Origin of the sequence: Agrobacterium sp. MCAB5 (assembly GCF_052114365.1) — a bacterium.
GTDB classification, from domain to species: domain Bacteria; phylum Pseudomonadota; class Alphaproteobacteria; order Rhizobiales; family Rhizobiaceae; genus Agrobacterium; species Agrobacterium tumefaciens.
The window spans coordinates 945426-971732 of the sequence record NZ_JBFREP010000001.1 but is presented as its reverse complement, the minus strand read 5'-3'; the positions used below and the strand labels follow the sequence as shown (position 1 = coordinate 971732).

Here is a 26307-nt window from a genome sequence, read left to right as displayed (position 1 = left end):
GACAATGTCTGTCTCCACATTATCCGAACGGTGAAGGAGAGCCAACCATGACCACCTACACCGGCGGATGCCAGTGCGGCGCGATCCGCTTCCGCGCGACCGGCGATCTCAAGGACAGTTCCATCTGTCATTGCCGCATGTGCCAGAAGGCTTTTGGGGCCTATTACGCGCCGCTGGTTTCCGTGCGCGGCGTCAATTTCGAATGGACGCGGGGGGAGCCGAAACGTTTTCAGTCCTCCAGCGTCGTCAAGCGCGGCTTCTGCGCCGAATGCGGCACGCCGCTGACCTATGAGGCGCCGGATGGCATTGCGGTTGCGGCCGGTGCTTTCGACGATCCTGCCGCCTTGCCGCCCACCATTCAGTGGGGCGTGGAACGCAAGATCGATTTCGTCGACAGCATCCACACGCTACCCGCCGTCCCAACGGAAGACGATCTGACCTCGGTCGACTATCTGACCAACCTCGTTTCCTACCAGCACCCCGACCACGACACCGAGAGCTGGCCCCCGGAGAATAAACGATGAGCGAAACAGGCTTTTCCGGCGGCTGCCAGTGCGGCGCCGTGCGGTTTCATGCGGGCAAGATCGGTCGCCCCTCCATTTGCCACTGTCGCATGTGCCAGAAGCATTTCGGCAATTTCTTCGGTGCACTCGTCACCGCCGATCAGGCGCATCTGACATGGACGCGCGGCCAGCCTTCCCTATTCCGTTCATCTGCGAAAATCCATCGGGGCTTCTGCAACAAATGCGGCACGCCGCTGACCTATCATTATCCTGGCGGCGTAGAGATCGCGATTGGCGCTTTCGATCATCCGGAGCGGATCGAACCGCAGGTGCAGGTCAATATCCACAAGCGCATGCCCTGGATCGAGAAGCTGTTTTCAAAACCTGCGATCGAGCAGAGCGTCGATGAGGCTGATATCACCTCCTTCCAACACCCGGACCACGACACCAAGGTCTGGCCGCCGGAAGACGACCGCGCATGAACGGTTCAGAAAGCTTCAGCGGCGGATGCCAGTGTGGCGCCGTGCGTTACCGGATCGATGGCGGGTTACGCTATCCGCATCTGTGTCATTGCCGCATGTGCCAGAAGGCATCGGGCAACTATTTCATGCCGCTTGCAGCAAGTACCCGCGCGAAGTTTGAAATGACCCGTGGCGAGGCTTCGTGGTTTCAGTCGTCCGATCACGTGCGGCGCGGTTTTTGCGGACGGTGCGGCACGCCACTTTTCTATGACATGCCGGACGCCGATTTCATCAACATCACGCTTGGTTCGCTGGACGAGCCGGAGCTGATAAAGCCCGAGGCGCAATCAAATCTCGACAGCAAAATGCATTGGTTCGGTGACCTTGACGGTTTGCCGGTCGAGCCGGAAGCTGCGCCGGATGAAAACCGGCTACCGGTCAACAACCGGCAACACCCGGATCGTGACACGGCCGAATGGCCACCCGAAGGAAAGTAAGACATGACCGAAGAATTGCGCAGCTTTTACCCCGAGATCGAACCCTTCGAGAGCGGCATGCTCGATGTCGGCGATGGGCACACGATCTATTGGGAGCGGGTTGGTACACGCGGTGCGAAACCGGCGGTTTTCCTGCATGGCGGTCCGGGCGGCGGGGTAAACCCCACGCATCGCCGCGTTTTCGACCCGGCACTTTACGACGTCATCCTGTTCGATCAGCGCGGCTGCGGTCGCTCCACGCCGCATGCGGAACTGGAAGCCAACACCACCTGGCATCTGGTTGCCGACATTGAAAGGCTCCGTGCGCTGTGCGGCTTTGAAAAATGGCTGGTTTTCGGCGGCTCCTGGGGCTCGACGCTGGCACTCGCCTATGCCGAGACTCATCCCGAACGCGTGAGCGAACTGGTGCTGCGCGGCATCTACACGGTCACCAGGCCGGAACTGGACTGGTATTACCAGTTCGGCGTTTCTGAAATGTATCCCGATCGCTGGGAAAACTTCGTAGCGCCAATTCCTGAAGCCGAGCGCGGCGAGATGATGCAGGCCTATAATCGCTATCTCACCGGTACGGACGAAGCCAAGAAACTCGAATGCGCGCGAGCATGGAGCCAGTGGGAAGGCGCGACCATCGCCCTTGTTACCGATCCGGCGCGCGTCGAGGATTTCGGCGAGGATAAATACGCCATCGCCTTCGCACGCATCGAGAACCACTTCTTCGTCAATGGCGGCTGGCTGGAGGAAGGGCAATTGCTGCGCGATGCCGGCAAGCTTCGCAATATTCCGGGCGTCATCGTGCACGGGCGTTACGATATGCCCTGCCCGCTGAAATATGCCTGGCAGCTTGCCAAGGCCTGGCCGAAGGCGGATTTCCATATTGTCGAGGCAGCCGGGCATGCGCTGAGCGAACCCGGTATTCTTGACCAGCTGATCCGCGCAACCGATCGTTTCGGGGGTAAATAGGCAGGCCTTTCAGATGCTTGAAGCGGCCTGATGAGATAACGATTCACGCAGATTTTTGTGCGTGGATCATCCGTTTGGTCGCAAAGTCGCCTGTTTCAAGAGCAAATCGCCTTTTATTCATGCAGTTTTTCTCATGGACGCTTCACGGAAATGAATTGGCCCGCGCTAGGCCGATCCGTTATGAAGGGCCATCCCTAATAATTGGCGGTACTCCCATGGCACTCGATAAAACGCTTCCGGCCCAAGAGGGCGGCGATAGCGCACGCGGTTTTGCTTTCGCGCTCTCCGCATATCTGCTGTGGGGATTCCTTCCCATCTACATGAAGGCGGTTGCGCATATTTCGCCGATAGAGGTCATCGTGCACCGCGTCATCTGGTCGGTGCCTATCGGCGCTGCCGTCCTTATCGCTCTCGGTCGCACGGCGGAAATCCGCACTGCGCTGAAAACCCCTAAAATGCTTGCCATGGCAAGCCTCACGGCCGCGCTCATCAGCATCAACTGGGGCATCTATATCTGGGCGATCGGCGCGGGCCGCGCACTCGATGCCGCGCTTGGCTATTTTATCAATCCGCTGTTCAGCATCTTCCTCGGCGCGGTACTGCTCAAGGAAAAGCTTTATCCGGCGCAGATCGCCGCCATCGGCCTCGTGGGGCTGGCCGTTGCGATCCTCACCTGGCATGCGGGCAGCCTGCCATGGGTTTCCATTGCGCTCACCGTGTCCTGGGGTTTTTACGCCTTCTTCCGCAAGACGCTGCCAATCGGCGCCACACAGGGCTTCCTGCTTGAAGTCATGCTTCTTTCCGTTCCGGCCGTGCTGGTGCTGGCCTGGCTTGCCATTAGCGGACAGGCGCATTTCATGGCCGGCAATGCGACAGATACCTGGCTGCTTGCGGCCAGCGGCATCGTCACCGCCGTTCCGCTTATTCTTTACGGCAATGGTGCAAAGCTTCTGCGGCTGTCGACCATCGGCATCATGCAATATATCGCTCCGACGATGATCTTCCTCATCGCCATCTTCATCTTCAAGGAACCGTTCGACATGGTGCGGATGGCGGCCTTTGCAATGATCTGGGTGGCGCTGGCGATCTACACCGCATCGAGCCTGATGCGGCTGAAGCGATAACCTTCCGCGTCATGCCGCCTCTCCACATTCCCCTATCTGTAACGGGAATGTGGGTCTTCAATAATCGACCAGCAACTGCGGTGTCGCGTCATAACCGAAGCGCGGTTTGACGCCGAGAAGTCCAGCCGTCTGGGTGATGATTTCGCGGGTCATGGGTGCGGCCGTCGAGGCAGCCGTGCGTCCTCCGTTCACGCCGGTCCTGGGGGCGTCGATCATCGTCAGCACGACATATTTTGGCTTGTGCATCGGAAAACCGGCAACGAAGGCGTTGAAATTGATATCCTTGGCATAACGGCCATTGATGACCTTGTCGGCGGTTCCGGTCTTGCCGCCAACGTGAAATCCTTCCACCTGCGCACCCCTGCCCGACCCTTTGATGCCGTTCCAGTTGAAAAGGTAACGCATATCGGCGCTCGTCTTTCCGTTGATGACGGTGCGGGAAAGCACTGCCGCATCCTCTCGGGAACGCGGCAGGAAGGTCGGCGAAATAAGGCTGCCGCCATTGATTAGCGCAGCTGCTGCCACCGCCGTCTGCAAAGGCGTCGTGGCAACGCCATGGCCGAAGGAAATGGTGACGGAATTGATCTTCTTCCATGTTCTCGGCTGGGTGGGCGTGGCAACGCCAGGCATTTCCGTATCCATTCTGGAAAGAAGCCCCAGTTTCGTCAGGAACTGCTGGTGGCCTTCGACCCCGACCTTGTCGGCAACAGCCGCCGTGCCGATATTCGATGAATATTGAAACACTTCCGGGATCGACAGCGGGCGGTTCCGGCCCTTGAAATCCTTGATGGTGAAGCCGCCCATGCGGATGGGTCGCGACGCGTCAACTACCGAGTTGAGCGTTATGGCACCTGCATCCAGTCCCATGGCAAGTGTGAAGCTCTTGAAGGTGGATCCCATCTCGAAGGTCGCATTGCTCATGCGGTTGAACCAGCCCTTTTCATACTCCCTGTCGATGCTGCCATCGGCAAGGGTGCGGGAAGGCTCGTTCGGGTCGTAATCCGGCACCGACGCCATGGCCAGCACCTCGCCCGTCTCCACATCCAGTATCACTGAACCGGCAGCCTCCGCCTGATAGGCGGTTTTCGCCTTGAGCACGACCTCACGCACGATGTTCTGCACCCGCAGATCGATCGACAATCTCACCGGCTCCAGCGGTGCACCGCTGGCAAGGCCGGTCGCGCGCAAGTCGGCCAGGCCCTGCTGGTCGAGATAACGTTCCATCCCCGCAAGGCCCTGATTGTCGACATTGACGTGGCCGATGATATGCGAGGCTGCGGGGCCACCCGGATAAAAGCGCCGTTTCTCCGGCCGGAAACCGATGCCGGGGATGCCGAGGTTGAGAATATCGGCCTGCTGGCGCGGCGTCAGCTGGCGCCGCAGCCATTGAAAGCCGGTGTCCGAGCGCAATCTGCGGTGCGTCTCGCGCCAGTCGAGATTGGGGATGACGGTTGCGAGCTTCTCGACAACCTCATCCGCGTCCACGACCCGGCGCGGATCCGCATAAAGCGACACCATGTTGAGATCGGTCGCGAGCAGCGTGCCGTTGCGGTCGAGGATATCGGGACGGGAGGCGACTGCTGTAGCGCCGGTATTGATCCATGCGGTCGCAATGGGTTCGGCAAGGCCGTATTGGACCAGTCGCGCCGCAACGACGCCATAGATAACGGCAAAGACGGCGATCAATATTCCGAGCCGCTTTTTCGCGTCCACCCGGCGGCGGGCAGCGGAACCGAGGATCGCATCCCTGCCCTGAAACGGACTTCTCTGAATAATAAAATGCGTCCGGCTTTTCAGCCGCACCAAAAAAGCAATCATTCCCCAATGAGCCCCGCTATCATGGCGGCGAAAATCAAATTCCGCGCTCAGCCTACGCCTTGTAGACGCTGGCACAGGATCGGGCGCGGAGCCATGAAAACAGCGGGCGGGGCGATGCCGCAGTCAAATCTCTATTAATATACACTTAAAATTGTAACGAACCGCGTGGCAGCCCGTTAACATTTATTCGATGCCTAGAGACGGGAAATTACCGAAGGGTCGCCTTCCGGGTTCTGCTGCGCAAGCGCCCGGTCGATGATGGCGGGCACGATGTCCTTGACCTCATCGATGACCAGCGGGTTCAGAAGATGGGCGCGATGGATGAAACCCTGATCGCGCATATGCTGCACAAGTTCCAGCATCGGGTTCCAGAAGCCGTTGATATTGGCGAAGACAATCGGCTTGGCGTGACGACCGAGCTGCGCCCAGGTCATGATTTCGACGATCTCTTCCAGCGTGCCGACGCCCCCCGGCAGCGTTACGAAAGCATCCGAGCGCTCAAACATCATATGTTTGCGCTCATGCATGTCCTTGGTGACGATAAGCTCGTTCAATTGTCCGAGAGAATGGCGTGTAGCCTCCATATCGACCAGAAATTCCGGTATGATACCCGTTACTTCGCCGCCGTTGGAAAGAACGCCGCTGGCGACCGCGCCCATGATGCCCTTGGTGCCACCGCCATAGACCAGGCGAATGCCGTTTTCGGCAATGGATTTCCCAAGCGCGCGGCCTGCTTCCATGTGAGCCGGGTCACGTCCGGGCTGGGAGCCGCAATAAACGCAGATGGATCGAATCGCTGTATTTTTGTCCGTCATGATGGGAAGGAACTATGCCGGATGCGACACGTCAAGAAAATTTGGGAAATCCCTTGCAAATATGGCCTTTTACGGCCACGCCGCTTGTCTGGGGCAAGGTAAGACGCTAGCAATCTGAACTCGTGTAAAAAGCTTACAATACCCGGAGATTCCAGGATGAAAAACAATAAAGCCGGTTTGCTGGCACTGATCGTGCTGGGCATCGCGTCCCTGCTCATGATCTTTTTCGTCCTGCCGAGAATTTCCAATGACGGCAAACCCATCGGCGATGCCATCAACGAAGCGGGCAACGCAGTGAAGAACAGCGTTGAAATGGGCAGCGACAAGGCGGGCGACATCCTGTCCGACGCCGCTCAGGAGACCGCCAATATCGCCGACAAGGTCGGGCGCCTCGCGGCTTCCGCAACCCAGTCGATCAAGGATCTGACCACGCTTTTCGCCGATAGCAAGGTTCCGTCCGACGCCGACTTTGCGGCAGCACGCAAGAAGGTCGAGGCATCGCTCAAGGAACTGACCAATATCGAAATTCCCGAGACGCTCGATGAAACGACGTCGCGCCTCATCACCACGGCGCGCACTGCGGCCGAACGCACCACCGCTTTCCTGCGCGGTCTGCCGGATAGTGCAGCGGCGGCGGCAGCACAGGTCCGCCGTCTGGCGGGCGTCTTCACCGGCACCGACGATGGCGCTGCACAGCAGACCCAACCCGCCGCTCCTGCCGCCGATGCAGCGCAGTCCACATCGGGCGCACCGACCTTTGACGTGCTTCGCGTCGAGCCCGATGGTTCGGCTGTGGTCGCAGGCAAGGCACAGCCCGGCTCTAAACTGGAAATTCTCAGCAACGGCAAGGTGATCGCGCAGACGACCATCGACGGATCGGGCGATTTCGCCGCCGTTTTTGACAATCCGCTACCACCGGGCGACCATGAGCTGGTGCTGCGCTCGACCGACGCCAGCGGCAAGGCAACACAATCCGAAGAAGTCGCAACCGTCTCCGTGCCCAACGGCAAGGCGGGCGAACTCCTGGCAATGGTGTCCAAGCCCGGTGAAGCAAGCCGCGTGCTGGCAATGCCGGAGGCGGCACCTTCAGCACTCCAGCCTCCGCAAGCCGCGCAACCGGGTCAGTCGGCAACAGCTGCCGCCACCACGACGCCCGCGCCTGCCGCTGGTACCCCGGCTCCGTCCGCTGCCGCAGCTCCTCTGACTTCGACCGTTCAGGTAACCGCCGTCGAATTCGAAGGCTCGAAGATTTTCGTTGCGGGTTCCGCGCCTGCCGCTTCGAGCGTGCGCGCGCTGGTCGACGACAAGGAAATCGGCAAAAGCACCACGGAGGCCTCCGGCCATTTCGTCATCGAGGGCAATGTCGATCTTTCCGTCGGCAGCCATATCATCACTGTCGAAGAGCTGAATGCCGACGGCACGGTGAAGGTGCGCGTGCGCGTTCCATTCGAGCGCCCGCAGACCGACCAGGCAACCGTCGCCATGCAGGCACCGTCCGCAACGCCATCCGCCGCCACGACGACCGCGCCCGCTGAAAACCAGAGCACGGCAAGCGACCGCGCTGCCTTCGAAAAGCTGCGCACGGATGTCGCCAAGGCCTTCGGCATTCTGTCCAATCTCTATAAGGATCAGGCCACACCGGCGCTCGACCAGGCCATTGCCGGCCGCTCCGCCGTGGTGATCGGCCTCAAGTCGCTCTCCGAGTTCCGCACTGCCGCAGGCACCGAGCCGTCCTTTACCGCCTTTGCCGGCGATATCGCCGCCAAGGCACGTCAGCTGCTGACATCGGTAGAGGCATGGCCGAACGACGTTGCCGGGATCGGCAAGGGCATCGCCACGCTGGCAAGCCGCCTTGCCGACCTCCACATCATCGCGCAGCCCGCACCTGCACCGCAGGCGCCCGCCGGTCCGCAGACCTTCGAGCAGCCGCCGCTTGCCGAAAGCCAGAACAGCGTCATCATCCGCCGCGGCGATACGCTGTGGCAGATTTCCCGCCGCGTTTACGGACAGGGCGTGCGTTACACCACGATCTACCTCGCCAACGAGGATCAGATCAAAAATCCTGACCTGATCGAGCCCGGCCAGATTTTCGGTGTGCCGGAGAAGGCCCTGCCGAATGCGGAAGAACTTCATCGCAAGCGTCTGAAGAGCGGTTCCTGATCGTTCAAGACATTGCGGTGACCCCGCAACAACCCTACCTGTGACAAGCACGGCGGCTTTCCAGAGCCGCCGCCCTGCTGTCGGCTTCCGGCAGTGCCCGGAGCAAATGATGGCCACCAAGAAAAAAACCATTTCGGCGGATTCCAGCAATCCCACGCAGACCCTCATCAACCTCTGGCCCTATATGTGGCCGGAAGGCCGCCTTGACCTGAAAATGCGGGTGATCTGGGCGACGGCGTTTCTCGTTGTCGCCAAGCTGGTGCTGATCCTCGTTCCCTATTTCTTCAAATGGGCAACGGATGCGCTGAACGGCAAGCTGGACATGGTCGGGCTGGTTCCGGCCTTCCTGCTCGGTGCTGTCGCGCTTGTCATCGCCTATAATCTGACGCGGCTGATACAGGTCGGGCTCAACCAGCTGCGCGATTCGCTGTTTGCCAGCGTCGGCCAGCATGCCGTGCGCCAGCTCGCCTACCGAACCTTCGTGCACATGCACCGGCTTTCCCTGCGCTTCCATCTGGAGCGCAAGACCGGCGGGCTTTCACGGGTTATCGAGCGTGGGACCAAGGGCATCGAAACCATTGTCCGCTTCACCATTCTCAACACCGCCCCGACCTTCATCGAATTCCTGCTGACGGCGATCATTTTCTGGACCTCCTACGGCTTTTCCTATGTGCTGGTCACGGTTGTCACCGTCTGGGCCTATATCTGGTTCACCGTGCGGGCCAGCAACTGGCGCATCTCCATTCGCCGCGCCATGAACGACAGCGATACCGACGCCAACACCAAGGCGATCGATTCACTGTTGAACTTCGAAACCGTCAAATATTTCGGCAATGAGGAGATGGAGGCGAAGCGCTTTGACGTCGCCATGGAGCGTTACGAAAAATCGGCGATCTCGATCTGGACGTCGCTCGGCTGGCTGAACTTCGGCCAGGGCGTGATCTTCGGCATCGGCTCCACTGTCATGATGGTGATGTCGGCGATGGCCGTGCAACGCGGCGAGCAGACCATCGGCGATTTCGTGTTCATCAACGCGCTCCTGCTGCAGCTTTCGGTACCGCTGAACTTTATCGGTTTCGTCTATCGTGAAATTCGCCAGGGATTGACCGACATCGAACAGATGTTCGAACTTCTCGAGGTCGAGGCCGAGGTTACCGACAGGGCGGATGCGAAGCCGCTTGTGGCCGGACCGGGTGCCATTTCCTTCCGCGACGTGCATTTCGCCTACGATCCGGAAAGACCGATCCTGAAGGGCATTTCCTTCGATGTGCCTGCGGGCAAGACGGTGGCGATCGTCGGTCCTTCGGGTGCCGGAAAATCGACGATCTCGCGGTTGCTTTATCGTTTCTACGATATTCAGGAAGGCGCCGTCACCATCGACGGGCAGGACATTCGCGACGTGACGCAAAAGAGCCTGCGCTCGATGATCGGCATGGTGCCGCAGGATACCGTGCTGTTCAACGATACGCTCGCCTACAACATCCGTTACGGACGCCCTTCGGCAACGACCGAGGAGGTCACGGCAGCGGCGGATGCGGCCCAGATCAGCGCTTTCATCGGCAAGCTGCCGGAGGGTTACGCCACCATGGTTGGCGAACGGGGCTTGAAACTTTCCGGCGGCGAAAAGCAGCGCGTGGCGATTGCCCGAACCATTCTGAAAGCGCCGCCGATCCTCATTCTCGATGAAGCAACCTCTGCGCTGGACACCCACACGGAACAGGAAATCCAGAGCGCGCTTGATATCGTTTCGAAAAACCGCACGACGCTGGTCATCGCCCATCGCCTCTCCACCGTCATCAACGCTGATGAAATCATCGTGCTGAAGGAAGGTTTGATCGCCGAGCGCGGAACCCACGCCTCGCTGATGGCACAGAACGGGCTTTATGCCTCGATGTGGAGCCGCCAGCGCGAAGCCATTCGCGCAGAGGAAATGCTGCGCCATGTTCGCGAAACCGACGATCTTGGCGTTGTTGACCGCGGCGAACCCGCGCATTGACGGGCATAAACCCCTGACAACAGGGCGGCACACCAACCGGACCATTGCCGGGCGGGGAGTTTGGCTGTAACCAGCTAAGCGAACTTTGTCGCATGCCCGTATGGATGATGTCGTATCACGACCATATGCAGACGCGGCAGGCGGAAACCGGAGCAAGGAAACTTATGAATCTGTTCGACACCATTCGCAACACCATCGTACCGATCCACAAGGAAGGCTACGTCTTCGTGGCCGCCTTCTTCGTCGCATCGCTGGTGCTCGGCTGGATATCCGAACCGCTGTTCTGGGTCGGTCTGGTGCTGACGGCCTGGTGCGCCTACTTCTTCCGCGACCCCGAGCGCGTGACGCCGCAGGATGACGACCTGATCATCAGCCCTGCCGATGGCAAGGTGTCCGCCATCCAGACCGTCGTTCCGCCGCTGGAGCTGGAACTCGGCAAGGAGCCGATGGTGCGCATTTCGGTGTTCATGAACGTGTTCAACTGCCATGTGAACCGCGCGCCCGTGCGCGGCCGCATCGTCAATGTCGCCTACCGCCCCGGCCTCTTCCTCAATGCGGAAGTGGACAAGGCCTCCGAAGACAATGAGCGCAACGGCCTCGTCATCGAGACAGCGCATGGCAAGGTTGGCGTGGTGCAGATTGCCGGCATGGTCGCCCGCCGTATCGTCTGCTGGGTCAAGCCGAATGAACCAGTTGATGCCGGCGAGCGTTTCGGTCTTATCCGTTTCGGTTCGCGCCTCGATATCTTCCTTCCCGAAGGTTTTCAGCCGCGCGTTTCGGTGGGCCAGACGGCAATTGCCGGCGAAACGGTTCTGGCCGAGTTCGGCTCCGCCAAGGGTCCGGTCCTTAGCCGTCGCGGCTGACGAAAACAGGAAGGGCATGCGCCATGGAAACGCCGATCTCGGAGCCGCAACAGAACGGAAAACATGAGGGCCGCAACGACAGCGGCCGTGGGCCGCGCCTGAGGGAAATTCCCTTTCGCCTCGTGATACCCAACCTCATCACCGTTCTGGCCATCTGCGCGGGCCTGAGCGGCGTGCGCCTTGCCATTGAAGGCCGGTTCGAGCTGGCCGTGGGCATGGTGCTGCTTGCCGCCTTCCTCGACGGCATCGACGGGCGCATCGCCCGGATGATGAAGGCGACATCCAAATTCGGCGAACAGATGGATAGTCTGGCCGACATCGTCAATTTCGGCGTCGCCCCTGCCCTCGTCGTCTATATCTATATGCTCGATCAGGCGCGTTCGATCGGCTGGATCGCCGCCCTCATCTACGTGATTGCCGCAGGCCTTCGTCTGGCGCGCTTCAACGTCATGATCGAGCGCCCGGTGAAGGCGCCGTGGCAGAACGAATTTTTCGTGGGCGTTCCGGCGCCGATGGGCGCCATGCTGGTGCTCCTGCCTGTTTATCTCGGCTTCCTTGGTGTCGAGCCAGGCAAGCCCTTCGCCTATATCGCCGCCGCCTACACCGTGTTGATCGGTTATCTTCTCATCAGCCGCCTGCCGGTCTGGTCGGGGAAGTCAGGTACCAGCCGCATTCGCCGCGATCTGGTGCTGCCGATGATCCTCGTCGTCGTGCTTTACGTGGCAATGCTGATGAGCTTCACCTGGGAGGTACTGGTTCTGACCGTTGCTGCCTATCTCGTGTTCATCCCCATCAGCGCCCGCCTCTGGCACCGCCGTTATGGCACGCTGACGATTGAGGAGGACGCGCATGACGATGCCAATGGCGGCAACGGCCTTGATCGCGGTATTTGAAACCGCAGGTATTATTTTTCTCCCACGAACCGTCGTTTGATGTGACACAAAATGTCGCAGCCCGAAAAGCGGGCTTCGCTTTCTTTCGCCTCGAATCCGTCAAGATTACCCACGAGAGAAGTAGCTCACACGTATCGAAACGGCGATTGACGTGAATTGTGGAGAAAGAGAAATGACGAACGAGACGAAGGCACAGCCGCAGGCGAAGCCCGACCTCAACAGCCACTACCGACCGCTCGGACTGAAGGCCGTTGCGGCCGCAGCCCTGATGCTGAAGCGCAAGCCCGCCGCCAAAACCGCTTGAAAACATTCGCTTTTCTTAAAAGCATAGCATCCAAGGCCTCGCAGACTTTGCGATGTAACGGTCAATCCGAAAAAACATCCGGATAAATGTGCGGCGCTAATATTAGCGCCGTCTCCGTTTGTACGGCCCCCATCGAGAACCGCGTAACCGGCCTGTTTTATAAAACTTCCCGATCTGTAACGAAGCTGCAACCAAAACGAAGTAAAGTATTCGACTTCCACGGGACGACTGTACGGATAGTCTCGCATCGACTACTGAGCATCAAAAAAATTTCTACTTTAGCGATTCTTCCTGCTACAGCGAACAAGGCCGATTTTCGATGCCGTTGACAGGCGGTATCGGACCAATTCGGATGTTGCGGGAAAACCAACGAAGACGGGCCATGGGGGGCTTCATACGGCATGCAGGATAAAATCCTTCTGATTGAAGATTCCGTTGCTCTTTCCATGCTGCTGAAGTCGCGGCTTTCGGAGGAAACGCCAGCCGAAGTGATCCATTGTGACAGCATGGCGCAGGCCGATATTCTGCTGCGCGCCCATGATTTCACGCTGGCACTCACCGGTCTCAATCTGCCCGATGCGCCGAAGGGTGAAATTCTCGCACTTCTTGCCGACCACAAGGTGCCGGCGATCGTCTTCACCGCCACGGTGGATGAGGAGGCGCGCAAGCGCTACGCCGAAAAGAAGATCATCGACTACATCGTCAAGGATGGCCATCGCACCGTTGATGCCGTGGTGAAAACGGTCGACCGGATTTTGACCAACAGACTGTTTTCCGTGCTGGTAGTGGATGACGTGCGGACGGCGCGTTCCGGCCTCGTGGAAATCCTCGAACGGCAGAATTTCAGGGTCAGCGAAGCCCATTCGGGCAAGCAGGCGCTGGAAATCCTGTCGCAGGACCCATCGATTCAGCTTGTCATCACCGATTACCATATGCCTGACATGGACGGCTACGAGCTGACGCGCCGCATCCGCGACAGCCGTTCCTCGGAAGACCTGCGGGTCATCGGCATCTCGTCCTCCACGGACCGGCTGCTTTCGGCAAGCTTCCTCAAGGCCGGAGCATCGGATTTCGTCTACCGCCCCTTCGTGCCGGAAGAATTGCAGTGCCGCATCGACAACAATATCGAAACGCTGAAACAGCTGAAACGGCTGCGCGAACTGGCAGAGCGGGATCATCTGACCGGTCTGCCGAACCGCCGCTCTTTCTTCGAGCGTACGCGGGCGCTGATGGACGTCATCAACGACAATGACGAGAACGGCGCAGTTGCCATTCTCGACATCGACCACTTCAAGAAGATCAACGACACGCTGGGGCATGATGCCGGCGACAGGGCGCTGAAGAAGCTTGCCGAACTGCTGCACGACATGTGCCATGAGCAGCGCCACATTCCCGCGCGCCTTGGCGGCGAGGAATTCGCCGTGTTCCTGCGTGGGCTCAATGCGCATGCCGCCTATCAATTCTGCGAGGAGCTGCGCGGCGCCGTCGAAAAGAACGGCCGCCAGCTGAGCGGCAGCAGCCTGGCGCTGACGATTTCGCTCGGCGTCGTGGAAATCGAAAAGGGCGAACCCTTCGACAATCAGCTCAATGCCGCAGACCAGCTGCTCTACCTCGCCAAGGCGAACGGCCGCAACCGCGTCTATTCCGACATCATGATCCAGGAAGGCCTGCAGAAAATCGGGCGGAACGGGTAAGACGGGCGCAGGATGGTCAACTGTGGAGTGACCGGGTCGATCCGCGATGACCAGCCTCGAATGCCAGCAACCACATCAGAACAATGACATCTGGCCGTCATCCTTAGGTAGCCTCATTTTCGCGAGCGGCGCGCTTTCCGGCACCGGCTCGATAAGGTCAGCGCCGACATTGGCGACCCTGTTGACCTTGTCCGATACCGGGATCATCTCGAAAAAATCATCCTGAACCGGGCGCATCAGGTCGGCCACCTCGCGCGGCTCCTGCGTCTTGCAATCCAGCCAGCGGCTGAAATCCTCCGGCGCGATTACCACCGGCATACGGTCGTGAATGCGGCCGATCGCGGCGTTGGCAGCGGTGGTTAGGATGGCGCCGGTATCGACCTCGGACCCGTCAGCGGAAGACCACGTCTCCATGAGGCCGGCAAAGGCGACGATGCCGCCGTTCTTCGGGCGGATGAAATAGGGCTGCGGCTTGCCGCCCTCCTCCTTCGGCGGGCGGCGCCATTCGTAAAAGCCGGTGGCAGGCACCAGCACGCGGCGATGGCGCATGGCAGCTCGAAAGGATGCCTTGCCGACGGCCGTTTCCGAACGCGCATTGATGAGCAGGGGAAAATCCTTCGGGTCCTTGACCCAGCCGGGCAGAAAACCCCAGCGCACCAGCATGGCCCGACGGTTGGGCAGGTTACTGCCGCGCTGCTGCCGTTCACCCTCCAGCACGATCAGGATCGGCTGTGTGGGCGCGATGTTGAAACGGGCAGGAAAATCTTCAAGGCCGATCAGGTCAAGATAATCGGCAATCTCTTCCGGTGTCGCTTTGAGCACGAAACGTCCGCACATTGTCTGCTCCTCAGGCCCGGGGACCGAATAAAATGATAGCCGTGCCCGCGAGGCAGACGGCACCGCCAGCGATATCCCATCTATCCGGTACTTGCCCCTCAACGCCCCAGAGCCAGAGAAGCGATGCGGCAATGTAAATCCCGCCATAGGCGGCATAGGCCCTGCCCGCGGTCTCGGTCGGCACCAGCGTCAAAGCCCAGGCGAAAGCGGCGAGCGCCAGCATGCCTGGAAGCAATATCCAGCCTGTCTTGCCAAGCTTCAGCCAGGCCCAGAAGGAAAAGCAACCGGCGATTTCCGCACCAGCCGCCAGGGCATAAATAAGATAGACCTTCATTCCACCGTCTTCTGCGTGCACAATCGATCCGATTCCCGAATATACCATCGGTATTCCCGGACCAATATAGACAGGCCCAAGACGGCTGAAACAAGCGAAACCATTCATGACCCTTCGTATCAAGCCCCGCCCCGCCTCCTCTGCCATCGTCCGCAATGGAGATCGGCTTCTGCTCGTGCGCCGTATAAATCCTCCGTCGAAAGACATGTTCGCCTTTCCGGGCGGGCGCGGCGAAGAGGGTGAAACGCCAGCCGAGACGGCGCTGCGCGAACTTCAGGAGGAAACCGGTATCGTCGCGCGTAAACCGCAGCTGTTTGCGACCTATGACCTGCCGTCGCGCGACCCCGAGGGTGCGCTGACGAGCCACTATTTCCTCTCCGTCTTTACCGTGGAAACGGATGCGGACCCGGCGGTGACGGCGGCCGACGACGCGGCGGATGCGGGCTGGTTCACATTGTCGGAAATCCGCCGGTTGCCGGCACCGGAAAGCGTCGTCGAATGCGCCGAGCGGCTGCTTGCATGATTGCCAGCCAGCCAGAATCGCTATTATCTAGAGGATGTCGCGCAACACTGTGCAGCAGTTTTGCGATAACGAGATGATATAGACCTAAAGCTGACGGGGCGGTCTGAAAGACCGCGATGGCTTTAGGACCAATCCGCCCGCCGGGTGTTCACGAGTATGTGTGGGGCAGAATAAAATTTTGATACGGCCAACCATTTTCCTGTCTTTTTTCCTGACCATTCTTGCACTCGCCGGGCAAGACGGCGTCGCTCATGCGCAGCCTTCGAAGGCTGCTTCCAGTGAGGTTCGCCCGCCGGAAGCACAACCGCCCAAACCCGCTCCCTATGACGACAGGCTGGCACGGCTGTCGGAGATATTGGGGGCGGTGCAATATCTGAGAACCCTGTGCCCTTCCTCCGGTCCGGAGGACTGGCGCAAATCGATGAGCGATCTTCTGGCGGCCGATACGGCCAACGAACCTGAAAGGCGCCAGCGCATGACGGCTGCATTCAACCGTGGATATCGTTCCTTTGCGGCCATCCACAGCAGTTGCACACGCGCCGCCGTCATGGCAGAAGAGGGCTACCGTAACGAAGGGGCAACACTCGCCCAGGAAATTGCGTCCAGGTTCGGAAATTAGCGGATTGTTAACCTCTTTTCGCCGCAGCCCGTGCCGTTTTGATAAAAGGCTGCTAGTGTTGTTAACAGGGTGGTAAGGACTTGCCCGCCCTGTCGAGGATGAAAAATGCAGACGAGCCGTAACGAAATCGACGACATGATCGTGCATGAAAAGATGCAGGTCGCTCTGGAACACCAGAACGAGGCATGGGCTGACGGCATGGCCGACGGCATCGAGCCGGAGATCATCGCCGATGCCGCAATCGCTCTGGCCATGCGCGAAACCATCCGTATGCACGGCGAAGCCGGTGCTGAAGCAATGCTGGAATCGCTGCGCCAGCGCATGCTTGAAGGCGAATTTTCCCCGCAGCGCGTGATACAGTAAAGTCGGGGTCTGTCATGTCTTGCCTGAGCAAGGGGCTTTTGCGCTCTTCCGCCATGCTGTCCATCTTGGCTGCCTTGACCGCCGGGTCCATTGGCTTGCCCAGCCGCGCCTTTGCGCTTTCCGAGCTGAAACCCGCACAAAATACCGAAGGCGAGCCGCAAACCCAAAGTGGCGAACAGCCGCAACGGCCCCAGGCTCCTGAGCCCGACGAGATCGAAGGTGATTCGGACGGCATTCCCCTGCCCGACCCTCTGGTCGACCGTTCCGCCGGTCAATCGACCCAGCAACCGGCCAAGCCGGGCAACACGCCGGAAATGTCGGTCGTTATCGAGCATGATATTTCAAAGGCGCCGGAAGCTGTGCGCAAGCTTCGCCAGCAGATCATCGACGCCGCCTCTTCGGGCGATATCGAAAAACTGCGGCCTTTCATCGCCGCCAGCGACAAGCAGTTCCGTATCGACGGCAATGACAGCGACGACCCTATAGCTGCGCTGAAAAGCTATTCCGGCGATCCGGACGGTCTGGAAGTGCTGGCGATCATCATCGATCTGCTTTCCACGGGTTATGCCCATGTCGACGCCGGCACCCCGGATGAAGCCTATGTTTTCCCCTATTTCTCCGGAAAGCCGCTCAATACGCTGACCGCGCCGGAAAAGGTCGAGCTGCTGCGCATCATCACGGCGGGCGATCTGGCTGATATGCAGGAATACGGTAATTACAGCTTTTACCGCATCGGCATTTCGCCCGATGGCAAGTGGAAGTTCTTCACCGCCGGCGATTGATCGCGCGGCGGTGCTTGCCGTTCTTTTGCAAAAATCCTAACTGCGCGGCATGAGCAATTCAGCAGAAGCGCGTCGCGGTTCTGCAAAGGAAACTGCGCGAAAACAAAAAGAGAGCATTTCTGCAGATTGCCTCGGGCAGCCCTCAGCGACCCTGGCCGGAAATGCTTTCGATGAACCGAACGGTGATGCCATGCCTTCCGCCTTTCTTGCCGACCGCCGCCTGATCAGAGTTTCCGGCACGGGTGCCGAAGAGTTTCTGAACAATCTGATCACGGCCGATGTTGAAAACCTGCCGCAAGGCGAGGCGCGCGCCTCGGCACTTCTGACGCCGCAGGGCAAGATCCTGTTCGATTTCCTGATCGCGCGCGATGGGCCGGATTATCTGATCGAATCGGGCGCTGCCGAACAGGATGCGCTGCTGCGCCGCCTGACCATGTACAAGCTGCGCGCGCCCGTCGATCTCAAGGCCGAACCAATAGAAGGCGTCAGCGTTTTCTGGAGCGAAAGCGTGCCGGAGGCGGGCGCGAAGGACGGCCGTTTCGACAAGGCCGGCGTCAATCTGTTCCGCGTGCCGGGTGCTTCGGCCTCGGGCGACATAACGGCATATGATGCCCTGCGCATTGAGTACGGAATTGCCGAATCCGGCCGGGATTACGCGTTGCAGGATGCTTTTCCGCATGATGTGCTGATGGATGTGAATGACGGCGTCTCGTTCAAAAAGGGTTGCTTCGTCGGTCAGGAAGTCGTCTCGCGCATGAAACATCGCGGCACGGCAAGACGGCGGGTCGTCACCGTTTCGGCTGAAAGCGCGCTTCCCGCAACCGGAACCGAAATCACCGCCAATGGAAAACCGGTCGGGGCGCTTGGAACCGTTTGCGGCAACACGGGACTTGCCATCGTGCGGACAGACCGCGTTGCCGATGCGCTCGCCTCCGCCACGCCGCTCATTGCCGAGAATGTTCCAGTGACTGTGGCCTTGCCGGCCTGGAGCGGCATCTCCTTCCCCGTCGTCGATCCTGCGGTACAGGCGGAGGAATAGGCGTGGCGCCCACTAAAAGTCCGCGCGCCTGGCAGCGCATGCTTTCTGGACGGCGGCTCGACCTGCTCGACCCCTCACCGCTCGACGTAGAAATCGCCGATATCGCCCATGGTCTTGCCCGCGTCGCCCGCTGGAACGGCCAGACGCGCGGCGATCACGCCTTCTCCGTCGCCCAGCATAGCCTCATCGTGGAGAACATTTTCTGCCGCATATGTGCGAATGCGACGCCCGACGATATGCAGATGGCGCTTTTGCACGACGCCCCGGAATATGTCATCGGCGACATGATCTCGCCGTTCAAATCCGTGGTCGGCGGCGGTTATAAAACCGTGGAGAAAAGGCTGGAAGCGGCCGTGCATCTGCGCTTTGGCCTGCCGCCGCATGCCTCGCGCGAACTGAAGGACCGCATCAAGAAAGCCGATACGGTTGCCGCCTTTTTCGAGGCGACGGAGCTTGCCGGTTTTTCCATTGCCGAGGCACAGAAATTCTTCGGCCTGCCGCGCGGCATCACCCGCGATATGTTCGACATTATCCCGCTTCCCTCGACCGAGGCGCAGAAGCGGTTCGTTGAACGCTTCGAGGCGATCGAGGCGATGCGCGTGGTCAAAACCGGCAACGCGGCTGGAGGGGTTAAATGACTTCTATCGTCGTATCGCCGCTGTCGCGGATCGCGGAAATGGCCGTGAAGCACAAAGCCCGTGAAATGGTGACGCTGATAGCAAAGGAGCAGACCTTTCACCGCCCGGCGGTGATCTCAGCCGAAAGGCACCTGACCCTTGCGATGAACGACATCAGCTTCAAGGGCACCGGCGATCTCATCGCGCCTGACGATGCGCATGTGCTGCGGCTGATCGATTTCGCCCGCGAATGGGACCAGTCCGCACCGCTTCTCATCCATTGCTGGATGGGCGTGTCGCGCTCTCCTGCCGCAGCCGTCATTGCAGCACTCAGCCTTTATCCGGATCAGGACGAGATGGCGCTTGCGCTCAGCCTGCGCACCGCCTCACCTTACGCCACCCCCAATGCCCGCATCATCGCAATCGGTGACCGGTTGCTTGGGCGGGATGGCAGGCTGGTGGCGGCAATCAAGACGATCGGTAGGGGCGCGGATACGGACGGCAACGTACCCTTCGTGCTGCCTCTCTCCAACTGACGGCTCCGTTTTTGGCGGAACCCCTGCGGCATCCAGTCGTTACCAAAGTAGAACAGCAATAAGAATCACGGGATAATTTATGGAACAACAGGCAACGGATATCATCGTCGCATCGCAGGCAGCGGTACGGCAGGCGAGCACGCTGGCAGTGCAATATTCCTTTTCGATCATCGGTGCGCTGCTGCTTCTGATCATCGGCTGGCTGGCCGCGACTTTCCTGCAGCGCTGGGCTTTTCAGGGCCTGTCCCGCATCCGCGGCTTCGATGCGACGCTTGCCGGTTTCTTTGCGGGTGCCATGCGTTACGTGGTGCTTATTCTGGTGCTGGTCATGGTGCTTGGCCAGTTTGGTGTACAGACGGCCTCCATTCTTGCGGCACTCGGCGCTGCCGGCCTCGCCATCGGCCTGGCGCTTCAGGGCACATTGCAGAACATCGCCGCCGGCATCATGCTTCTGGTGCTGCGTCCCTTCCGGGTTGGCGAATATATCGAGACTGGCGCCGTTAGCGGCACGGTGATCGAAATCGGCCTGTTTGCGACCGAGCTTAAAACCAGCGATGGGCTTTACCGCCTTGCGCCAAACTCCACCCTGTGGAACGTGCCGATCACCAATTACAGCCGCCTTCCCTCACGCCGCCACGAATTGAGCCTGACGGTTAAGAGCGACGAGGATCTGGCTGCGGCGCAGGACATGCTGATGCGTGTGGTGCGCTCGGAAAGCCGGGTACTTCTGGACCCCGCACCCGTTACCTTCGTGGATTCGGTCAGCGCCGACAGCGCCACCGTGAAATTGCGCTACTGGGCGCGCAGCGACAACTACTTCGCAACCACGCGCGACGTGACGAAGGCAATGAAGCTCGCTTTCGATGAGCGCAAGGCGGAATTAACCGCACAAACCGCGTGAATTGGGAGCGTCCCAGCCGCTCACTTCTCCATACAACTTTTTCCCATATGAAAGCTGGCCCTGAGCCGGCTTTCACCATTTTTCGCGCAAGGGTGGCGGCAGGCGCTCTTGCGTCTGGCGAAGGGCGTGTTTATACGACCTATGCGTAATGTTATTACATAACTTACCCTTCGATTTATAACCACATAAGGGCCAGAAGAATGCAAAAAACCATCACCCGCGTCACCGGCGCGCTTGCAATCGGTTCCATGCTGCTGATGACAGCCCCGGCACTGGCGGCCGGAAAAGACAAGACGTCCACCGCGCATAGTCACAGCCACGATCACAGCCATGGCCAGACCGAAGCCGAGAAACAGATCTACAAGGGTTACTTCGAGGATGCGCAGGTGAAGCCACGCATGCTTTCAGACTGGGAAGGTGACTGGCAGTCAGTCTATCCCTATCTGCTGAATGGTTCTCTCGATGGGATCATGGCGGAGAAGGCAGCCCACGGCGACAAGACAGCAGCCGAATATCGTGCCTATTACGAAATTGGCTACAAAACGGATGTCAATCGCATCACCATCAAGGGCGACAACGTGGCGTTTTATAAGGAAGGCAAACCAACGCAAGGCACTTATGTCAGCGACGGCCAGGAAATCCTGACCTACAAGAAGGGTAATCGCGGCGTGCGGTACATGTTCAAAAAGACCGGCGGCGATGCGGATGCACCGCAATTCATTCAGTTCAGCGATCACACCATCGCGCCTAAAAAAGCCGGCCATTACCACCTCTACTGGGGCAATGACCGCAAGGCACTTTTGGACGAGGTGACCAATTGGCCAACCTATTATCCGTTCCAGATGGATGGCCCTGAGATCGTCGAGGAAATGGCGGCGCATTAAGACCGCACTCTTCCTGGTTTTCCGCAGCCTGTGGTCAAACCTTGAATTGTCACGATTTCGCCTTCCCCCCAGTGGGGAGAAGGCAACCAATGCGAGTTGATGCGGCCCTTTCCCCGCTCACTGCCCCATGGTCGAGCGATGCGCCCAGCCGGTCATGCGCTTTTCGAGCCAGGCCATGATCGCATACATGACGATACCTTCCACGGCGAGCATCAACAGACCGGCAAAGACCAGTGGGACGTTGAACTGGCTTTGCGCCGAACTCATCATATTACCGAGGCCATAATTGGAGGCGACGGTTTCCGATACGACCGAGCCGACGAAGGCGAGCGTGATGGCGATTTTCAGCGAGCCGAAGAAGTAAGGCATGGAGCGCGGAATGCCGACCTTCAGCATGATATCCATCTTCCTGGCGCCAAGTGCGCGCAGCACGTCCTCCGTTTCCGGCTCGATGGTGGCCAGACCGGTCGCGACGTTGACGACGATGGGGAAGAAGGAAATCAGGAACGCAGTCAGAACCGCAGGAACAGTGCCGATGCCGAACCAGATGACGAGGATCGGCACCAGCGCCACTTTGGGGATGGCATTAAAACCGATCATCAGCGGATAAAGCCCGGCATAGATGGTTTTCGACCAGCCGATAAAGAGGCCGATGGCGAGACCCGCCGCGACGGCAATCGCAAAACCGAGCGTGGTGGTATAGAGCGTCTGCAGTGAGTTCTTCCAGATCGGCGACCAATATTGCACGATGGCCTGCCCCACACGCACGGGCGACGGCAGAATGGTTGGCGGCATTTTCAGCGCGTAAACCAGCAATTCCCACATTGCAAACAGCGCCAGCGTATAGAGCCAGGGGGCGGCCTTCACCCAGTTGACCCGGGCGATCAGCGGTTTCGACGGCGCGGTTGCCATGCTGCTTTCCACAAACGCACTCATGCCGCCACCCTCGCCTGCGCTATCTCGCCATGCAGTTCCTGCACCATGTCGTTGAAACCCTTGTCATACATGATATCCAGCTGGCGCGGCCGCGCAAAAGGCACGCGGTGCTCCGCCAGAACGCGGCCCGGCCTTGCACTCATCACGAAAATCTTGTCGGCGAGAAAGGTCGCTTCGCGCAGATCGTGCGTCACCAGAATGATGGTAACCCGCTGCGCCGTATGCAGATCGCGGATGACGCACCACAGTTCCTCACGGGTAAAGGCATCGAGCGCGCCGAAGGGCTCATCCAGCATGAGAAGGTCCGGCTCGTGGATCAATGCGCGGCAGAGATTGGCGCGCTGCTGCATGCCGCCGGAAAGCTGCCAGGGGAATTTCGAGCCGAAGCCTTTGAGGCCGACGATTTCCAGCAGGCGTTCGGCTTTGGCGACATATTCGGCCTTATGCGCGCGCAGACGCCGGCGGTGTTTCTCGACGATCTCCAGCGGCAGCAGGATATTTTCGAGCGTCGTGCGCCAGGGCAGCATCGTCGGGTTCTGAAACGCCATGCCGACAATGGACACGGGTTCCGTGACCTGCCGACCGGCCACGATAACATTGCCCTTTTGCGGAATGTGCAGCCCCGTTACCAGCTTCATCAGGGTCGACTTGCCGCAACCCGACGGGCCGACGACAGCAGCGAATTCCCCCTTGTCGACCGTCAGGTTGAGGCCGGATACAGCCAGCGTTCCGGCCGCCCCGCCGTAACGCATGTCGACATTGTCTATTTCCACGAGATGTGACATCGCAGTCCCCTTTTCAGCCCCCCATGCTATTTAAAAATTGCAAACCGCCCGGACCGGCAAGCGATCCGGGCGGTCGCCGTGACATCAATCAGGGAAGCATGCGCTCTTCCTTGGGCGGCAGGTAAGCCGCGTCGAAGACCTGCTCTGCCTTGACGTTACCTTTCAGACCCATGGAAACTTTCAGGGTCTCGAGGGAGGCAGCAAGCCGGGCCGGATCGACGCCGCCCATGCCATTTTCCACCACATAGGGCGTCTTGATGTTCATGCTGTTGGCCATGTTGAGGCGTTCCAGCTCAATCGCGCTGTCGAGCGTCTCGTTACGCTTGAGCACGGCCGCCACACCCTCTTCAGGGGCCTTGACGGAATCGGCGAAGCCCTTGGCCAGCGCCTTGAGGAAACCCTTGACGGCATCAGGGTTTTTCTCAGCAAAATCAGTGTTTACCAGCACAGCATTGCCATAAAGATTCAAGCCATGCTCGGCCATCAGGATGGTCGAGATATCGTCATCGGCAATGCCCTGTTTTTTCAGGTTGAGGATCACCGAAAAGGCAAAACCGAAGACGCCGTCGACATCACCCTTCGCGAGCATCGGCTCACGCACCGGAAAGCCGATCGATTCGATCTTGATCTTGCTGTCGTCCAGCCCCGCGACCTGCTTGAAGGCTGGCCATTGCGCAAAAGCGCCATCCGGCGGCGGCGCGCCGAGTTTCTTGCCTTCCAGCGACTTCGGGTCGCCAGTGACACCAAGCGACTTGCGGCCGACGACGGCAAATGTCGGGAGTTCATAGACCATGTAAACGGCCTTGACCTTCTGGCTCGGATCCTCATCGAGGAACTTGATCACCGAATTGATGTCGCCGAAACCCATCTGGTAAGCGCCGGTTGCCACGCGCGGAATGGCCTCCACCGAGCCGTTGCCGCTGTCGATCGTCACGTCGAGGCCTTCGGCCTTGAAGTATCCCTTGTCCAACGCCAGCAGGAAACCTGCTGCAGGTCCCTCGAATTTCCAGTCGAGCGTGAATTTCACCGGCGTTTCGGCATGGGCGCTCGTTACCGGCAGCGACAGCCCGGCAGCGGCACCGACTGCAGCAATGGCCAGAGCTCTCGACAACAACCTACGCGTTAATATCATCTGTTCCCCCTGATGGTTATGGTTGGATTGGTTGCATAAGACCCAATTCCAGCCATCAAGGCAAGATAAAATTGCATACAAAATAGCCGTTATTTTGTATGCTTATTTTAAAGGCATTCTTGGTCAACCGGCAGGCAAAAAGCCCGATTTTTGCCCATCCCGCATGCAACGAAGCGACAGCAATATCGTTCACGCAGCGAACACAGCGTTCTCACTTGCCGGGGTTGCGGATCAGGCGCAGCGTGGGACAAATAGGGCCACAAACAGCAGGCAAAACGGCGGGGACGGCAAGATGAATTCTGCACTGGGCATACACCACATCACGATGATCACCCGGAAGGTGCAGGCGAATGTCGATTTTTACGCCGGCTTTCTGGGCTTAAGGCTTGTCAAACGCACTGCCGGTTTTGAAGATGCCATGCAGCTTCACCTGCTTTACGGCGACGGAAACGCCTCGCCCGGCTCGCTTTTGACCTTCCTCGTCTGGGAAGACGGTGGGCAGGGCCGCGTGGGTTATGGCCAGACGCTGGAAGTTTCACTGGCGATCGACCCTGCCAGCATTGGTTTCTGGCTGACGCGCGCGCTGAAATTCGGCATCCGCGCGGAGGGCCCATCCGACGAATTCGGAACCCCTGTCATCCGGTTGAAAGACCCTGACGGCCTGATCGTCAAGCTGGTCGGCACGAACGCCTTCGCCGATGCCACGCCGCATGTGACAAACGACATCCCGGAAGAAGACGCCATTCGCCGGATTTATGGCGCGACGATGCTGAGCGAGGTACCGGAAGAAACCGTAGCGTTCCTTACAAGATATTTCGGCTACCGGCAGGAAAGCCAGACAGGCGCGATCCGCCGGCTCATATCGCAAAGCGGCGACATCATCGACGTGCGCGACGCGACCGGCTTCTGGTCCAGCGCCCCGGGCACCGGCACTGTTGACCACATCGCTTTCCGCGCGAAGGATCTGGAAGAGTTGAACGCGGTTCTGGCGGAGCTGAAATCGCTGAACTCCAGCACCACGAATGCCCACGACCGAAAATATTTCCACTCGCTTTATGTCCGCGAACCGGGCGGCGTGCTGATTGAAATGGCGACCGACGCTCCCGGCATGACCGTGGACGAACCGCTGGAGGCACTCGGCGAAAATTTGTTCATCCCGCCACTCTTCATGAAGGACGAAGCGGATGTGCGCGTTGCGCTGCCGCAATTTTCGATGCCGGGCGAAGAACGTATCGTCTATCGCGACCTGCCCTTCGTGCACCGCTTCTATACGCCCGAGAAGCCGGATGGCAGCACCATTATCCTGCTGCACGGTTCCGGCGGCAGTGAAACCAGCCTGATGCCGCTGGCGCACCGGGCTGCTCCGGGCGCCACGCTTCTCGGCGTCCGTGGCCGCAGCACGGAGGAAGACATTGCCCGCTGGTTCCGGCGTCTGCCCGATTTCAGCTTCGACCAGAAGGATATCGTCTCGGAAGCGGAAGCCTTTGCCGCCTTCATTGACGGCGCCATTCGGTCCTATGGTCTGGATCGCTCTAAGCTGCGCTTCATCGGCCATTCCAACGGCGCAAATTTCTATGCGGCCTTTGCGGCACTCTACCCGGAGCTTGCCGGGGATGCGCTGCTTTATCGCCCGTTGCCGATTCTCGATAGATGGCCGGAAAGTGATCTTACCGGACGCAACTTCCTGCTCGTAGCCGGAGAACGCGACAAATATCGCGACAGAGCGGCAGATGTGCAAGGCAGGCTTGTGGCCGGCGGCGCGCGGGCAGAAGTGCAAATGATCGATGACGGTCACGATCTTGGGTTTGCCGATATCGAAGCGGCACGGCACTGGCTTGCGGCGTGACATCTGACGATACTGCGTTGCCTCGTGGTTTGTTCTCCCCCGCCGGGCAGAGCCACGGCAGCGGTATAAGGGGCAAAGGCCGTGA

At 59.5% G+C, this 26307-nt stretch carries 28 protein-coding genes; 21 read left to right on the top strand and 7 right to left on the bottom strand.

The window, feature by feature from the left end; genetic code table 11:
* Positions 1-47 precede the first annotated feature (47 nt).
* The 5 genes from AB4Z23_RS04800 (at position 48) to rarD (ending at position 3545) form a co-directional block, all read left to right on the top strand.
* On the top strand, positions 48-524 hold the full coding sequence (locus tag AB4Z23_RS04800; RefSeq protein WP_421476555.1) for a GFA family protein: 477 nt from the start codon (positions 48-50) through the stop codon (positions 522-524).
* Positions 521-985, top strand: a complete 465-nt coding sequence (locus tag AB4Z23_RS04795) for a GFA family protein (RefSeq protein WP_112497200.1) — start codon at positions 521-523, stop codon at positions 983-985. Before AB4Z23_RS04800 ends, AB4Z23_RS04795 begins: the two co-directional genes overlap by 4 nt.
* Positions 982-1461, top strand: a complete 480-nt coding sequence (locus AB4Z23_RS04790; RefSeq protein ID WP_111783185.1) for a GFA family protein — start codon at positions 982-984, stop codon at positions 1459-1461. Before AB4Z23_RS04795 ends, AB4Z23_RS04790 begins: the two co-directional genes overlap by 4 nt.
* A 3-nt stretch (positions 1462-1464) precedes the next feature.
* A complete protein-coding gene (pip, locus tag AB4Z23_RS04785; RefSeq protein WP_421476550.1) occupies positions 1465-2421 on the top strand; it encodes a prolyl aminopeptidase in 957 nt (318 codons plus the stop codon).
* A 215-nt stretch (positions 2422-2636) separates the two neighbouring features.
* Complete coding sequence (gene rarD, locus AB4Z23_RS04780; protein WP_003512314.1) at positions 2637-3545, top strand: EamA family transporter RarD; 909 nt, start codon at positions 2637-2639, stop codon at positions 3543-3545.
* A gap of 57 nt (positions 3546-3602) precedes the next feature.
* Here the strand turns inward: rarD and AB4Z23_RS04775 are convergent, their stop codons facing one another.
* Positions 3603-5363, bottom strand: coding sequence for a peptidoglycan D,D-transpeptidase FtsI family protein (locus tag AB4Z23_RS04775; protein ID WP_038490500.1), 1761 nt, complete (start codon positions 5361-5363; stop codon positions 3603-3605).
* 194 nt (positions 5364-5557) lie between these two features.
* Complete coding sequence (locus tag AB4Z23_RS04770) at positions 5558-6178, bottom strand: TIGR00730 family Rossman fold protein (RefSeq protein WP_003512311.1); 621 nt, start codon at positions 6176-6178, stop codon at positions 5558-5560.
* A 156-nt stretch (positions 6179-6334) separates the two neighbouring features.
* Between AB4Z23_RS04770 and AB4Z23_RS04765 the strand changes: the two genes are divergently transcribed.
* From AB4Z23_RS04765 to AB4Z23_RS04740, 6 genes are all read left to right on the top strand, one after another.
* Positions 6335-8338, top strand: coding sequence for a LysM peptidoglycan-binding domain-containing protein (locus AB4Z23_RS04765; RefSeq protein ID WP_038490495.1), 2004 nt, complete (start codon positions 6335-6337; stop codon positions 8336-8338).
* Positions 8339-8447: 109 nt separating this feature from the next.
* Positions 8448-10334 (top strand): ABCB family ABC transporter ATP-binding protein/permease, encoded by a 1887-nt coding sequence (locus tag AB4Z23_RS04760; RefSeq protein WP_421476548.1) that lies wholly within the window; start codon positions 8448-8450, stop codon positions 10332-10334.
* A gap of 125 nt (positions 10335-10459) precedes the next feature.
* Positions 10460-11197 carry a phosphatidylserine decarboxylase gene (locus tag AB4Z23_RS04755; protein ID WP_076844018.1) on the top strand — a complete coding sequence of 246 codons (738 nt, stop codon included), beginning with the start codon at positions 10460-10462 and terminating at the stop codon, positions 11195-11197.
* A 23-nt stretch (positions 11198-11220) separates the two neighbouring features.
* Positions 11221-12090: a CDP-diacylglycerol--serine O-phosphatidyltransferase gene (gene pssA, locus AB4Z23_RS04750; RefSeq protein WP_003512304.1), complete on the top strand. Its 870-nt coding sequence runs from the start codon at positions 11221-11223 to the stop codon at positions 12088-12090.
* Positions 12091-12262: 172 nt separating this feature from the next.
* Positions 12263-12394 (top strand): hypothetical protein, encoded by a 132-nt coding sequence (locus tag AB4Z23_RS04745; protein ID WP_003496883.1) that lies wholly within the window; start codon positions 12263-12265, stop codon positions 12392-12394.
* Positions 12395-12795: 401 nt separating this feature from the next.
* Positions 12796-14088: a GGDEF domain-containing response regulator gene (locus AB4Z23_RS04740; RefSeq protein ID WP_013635817.1), complete on the top strand. Its 1293-nt coding sequence runs from the start codon at positions 12796-12798 to the stop codon at positions 14086-14088.
* 75 nt (positions 14089-14163) lie between these two features.
* Here the strand turns inward: AB4Z23_RS04740 and AB4Z23_RS04735 are convergent, their stop codons facing one another.
* Together AB4Z23_RS04735 and AB4Z23_RS04730 are read right to left on the bottom strand one after the other, a co-directional pair.
* Positions 14164-14925, bottom strand: coding sequence for an SOS response-associated peptidase (locus AB4Z23_RS04735; RefSeq protein ID WP_421476546.1), 762 nt, complete (start codon positions 14923-14925; stop codon positions 14164-14166).
* A 10-nt stretch (positions 14926-14935) separates the two neighbouring features.
* Positions 14936-15259 carry a YnfA family protein gene (locus tag AB4Z23_RS04730; protein ID WP_025592925.1) on the bottom strand — a complete coding sequence of 108 codons (324 nt, stop codon included), beginning with the start codon at positions 15257-15259 and terminating at the stop codon, positions 14936-14938.
* A gap of 106 nt (positions 15260-15365) precedes the next feature.
* Here AB4Z23_RS04730 and AB4Z23_RS04725 point away from each other — a divergent pair, with 106 nt between their 5' ends.
* The 9 genes from AB4Z23_RS04725 (at position 15366) to AB4Z23_RS04685 (ending at position 21523) form a co-directional block, all read left to right on the top strand.
* A complete protein-coding gene (locus AB4Z23_RS04725) occupies positions 15366-15782 on the top strand; it encodes an NUDIX hydrolase (RefSeq protein ID WP_003512297.1) in 417 nt (138 codons plus the stop codon).
* Positions 15783-15960: 178 nt separating this feature from the next.
* A complete protein-coding gene (locus tag AB4Z23_RS04720; protein ID WP_025592922.1) occupies positions 15961-16401 on the top strand; it encodes a TIGR02301 family protein in 441 nt (146 codons plus the stop codon).
* A 105-nt stretch (positions 16402-16506) separates the two neighbouring features.
* Entirely contained in the window at positions 16507-16764 is a 258-nt protein-coding gene (locus AB4Z23_RS04715; protein ID WP_003496894.1) for a hypothetical protein, read from the top strand.
* Positions 16765-16778: 14 nt separating this feature from the next.
* The gene (locus AB4Z23_RS04710; protein ID WP_112289737.1) at positions 16779-17546 is read left to right on the top strand and encodes a hypothetical protein; all 768 of its coding nucleotides are present in this window, start codon (positions 16779-16781) and stop codon (positions 17544-17546) included.
* Positions 17547-17736: 190 nt separating this feature from the next.
* Entirely contained in the window at positions 17737-18585 is an 849-nt protein-coding gene (ygfZ, locus tag AB4Z23_RS04705; protein WP_421476544.1) for a CAF17-like 4Fe-4S cluster assembly/insertion protein YgfZ, read from the top strand.
* A gap of 2 nt (positions 18586-18587) precedes the next feature.
* Entirely contained in the window at positions 18588-19223 is a 636-nt protein-coding gene (locus AB4Z23_RS04700) for a YfbR-like 5'-deoxynucleotidase (protein WP_421476542.1), read from the top strand.
* Positions 19220-19738, top strand: a complete 519-nt coding sequence (locus AB4Z23_RS04695) for a tyrosine phosphatase family protein (protein ID WP_019565367.1) — start codon at positions 19220-19222, stop codon at positions 19736-19738. Before AB4Z23_RS04700 ends, AB4Z23_RS04695 begins: the two co-directional genes overlap by 4 nt.
* Positions 19739-19817: 79 nt before the next feature.
* On the top strand, positions 19818-20639 hold the full coding sequence (locus AB4Z23_RS04690; protein ID WP_441360011.1) for a mechanosensitive ion channel family protein: 822 nt from the start codon (positions 19818-19820) through the stop codon (positions 20637-20639).
* A 200-nt stretch (positions 20640-20839) separates the two neighbouring features.
* Positions 20840-21523 carry a metal-binding protein ZinT gene (locus AB4Z23_RS04685; protein WP_441360010.1) on the top strand — a complete coding sequence of 228 codons (684 nt, stop codon included), beginning with the start codon at positions 20840-20842 and terminating at the stop codon, positions 21521-21523.
* Positions 21524-21640: 117 nt separating this feature from the next.
* Here the strand turns inward: AB4Z23_RS04685 and AB4Z23_RS04680 are convergent, their stop codons facing one another.
* From AB4Z23_RS04680 to AB4Z23_RS04670, 3 genes are all read right to left on the bottom strand, one after another.
* The gene (locus AB4Z23_RS04680) at positions 21641-22459 is read right to left on the bottom strand and encodes an ABC transporter permease (protein WP_003512280.1); all 819 of its coding nucleotides are present in this window, start codon (positions 22457-22459) and stop codon (positions 21641-21643) included.
* Entirely contained in the window at positions 22456-23244 is a 789-nt protein-coding gene (locus AB4Z23_RS04675; protein WP_003512279.1) for an ABC transporter ATP-binding protein, read from the bottom strand. The genes AB4Z23_RS04680 and AB4Z23_RS04675 overlap by 4 nt, the downstream gene beginning before the upstream one ends.
* A gap of 88 nt (positions 23245-23332) precedes the next feature.
* Entirely contained in the window at positions 23333-24376 is a 1044-nt protein-coding gene (locus AB4Z23_RS04670) for an ABC transporter substrate-binding protein (RefSeq protein WP_421476538.1), read from the bottom strand.
* Positions 24377-24668: 292 nt separating this feature from the next.
* On the opposite strand from AB4Z23_RS04670, the gene AB4Z23_RS04665 reads away from it, so the two are divergent.
* Positions 24669-26222 carry a VOC family protein gene (locus tag AB4Z23_RS04665; protein ID WP_421476536.1) on the top strand — a complete coding sequence of 518 codons (1554 nt, stop codon included), beginning with the start codon at positions 24669-24671 and terminating at the stop codon, positions 26220-26222.
* Positions 26223-26307 lie beyond the last annotated feature (85 nt).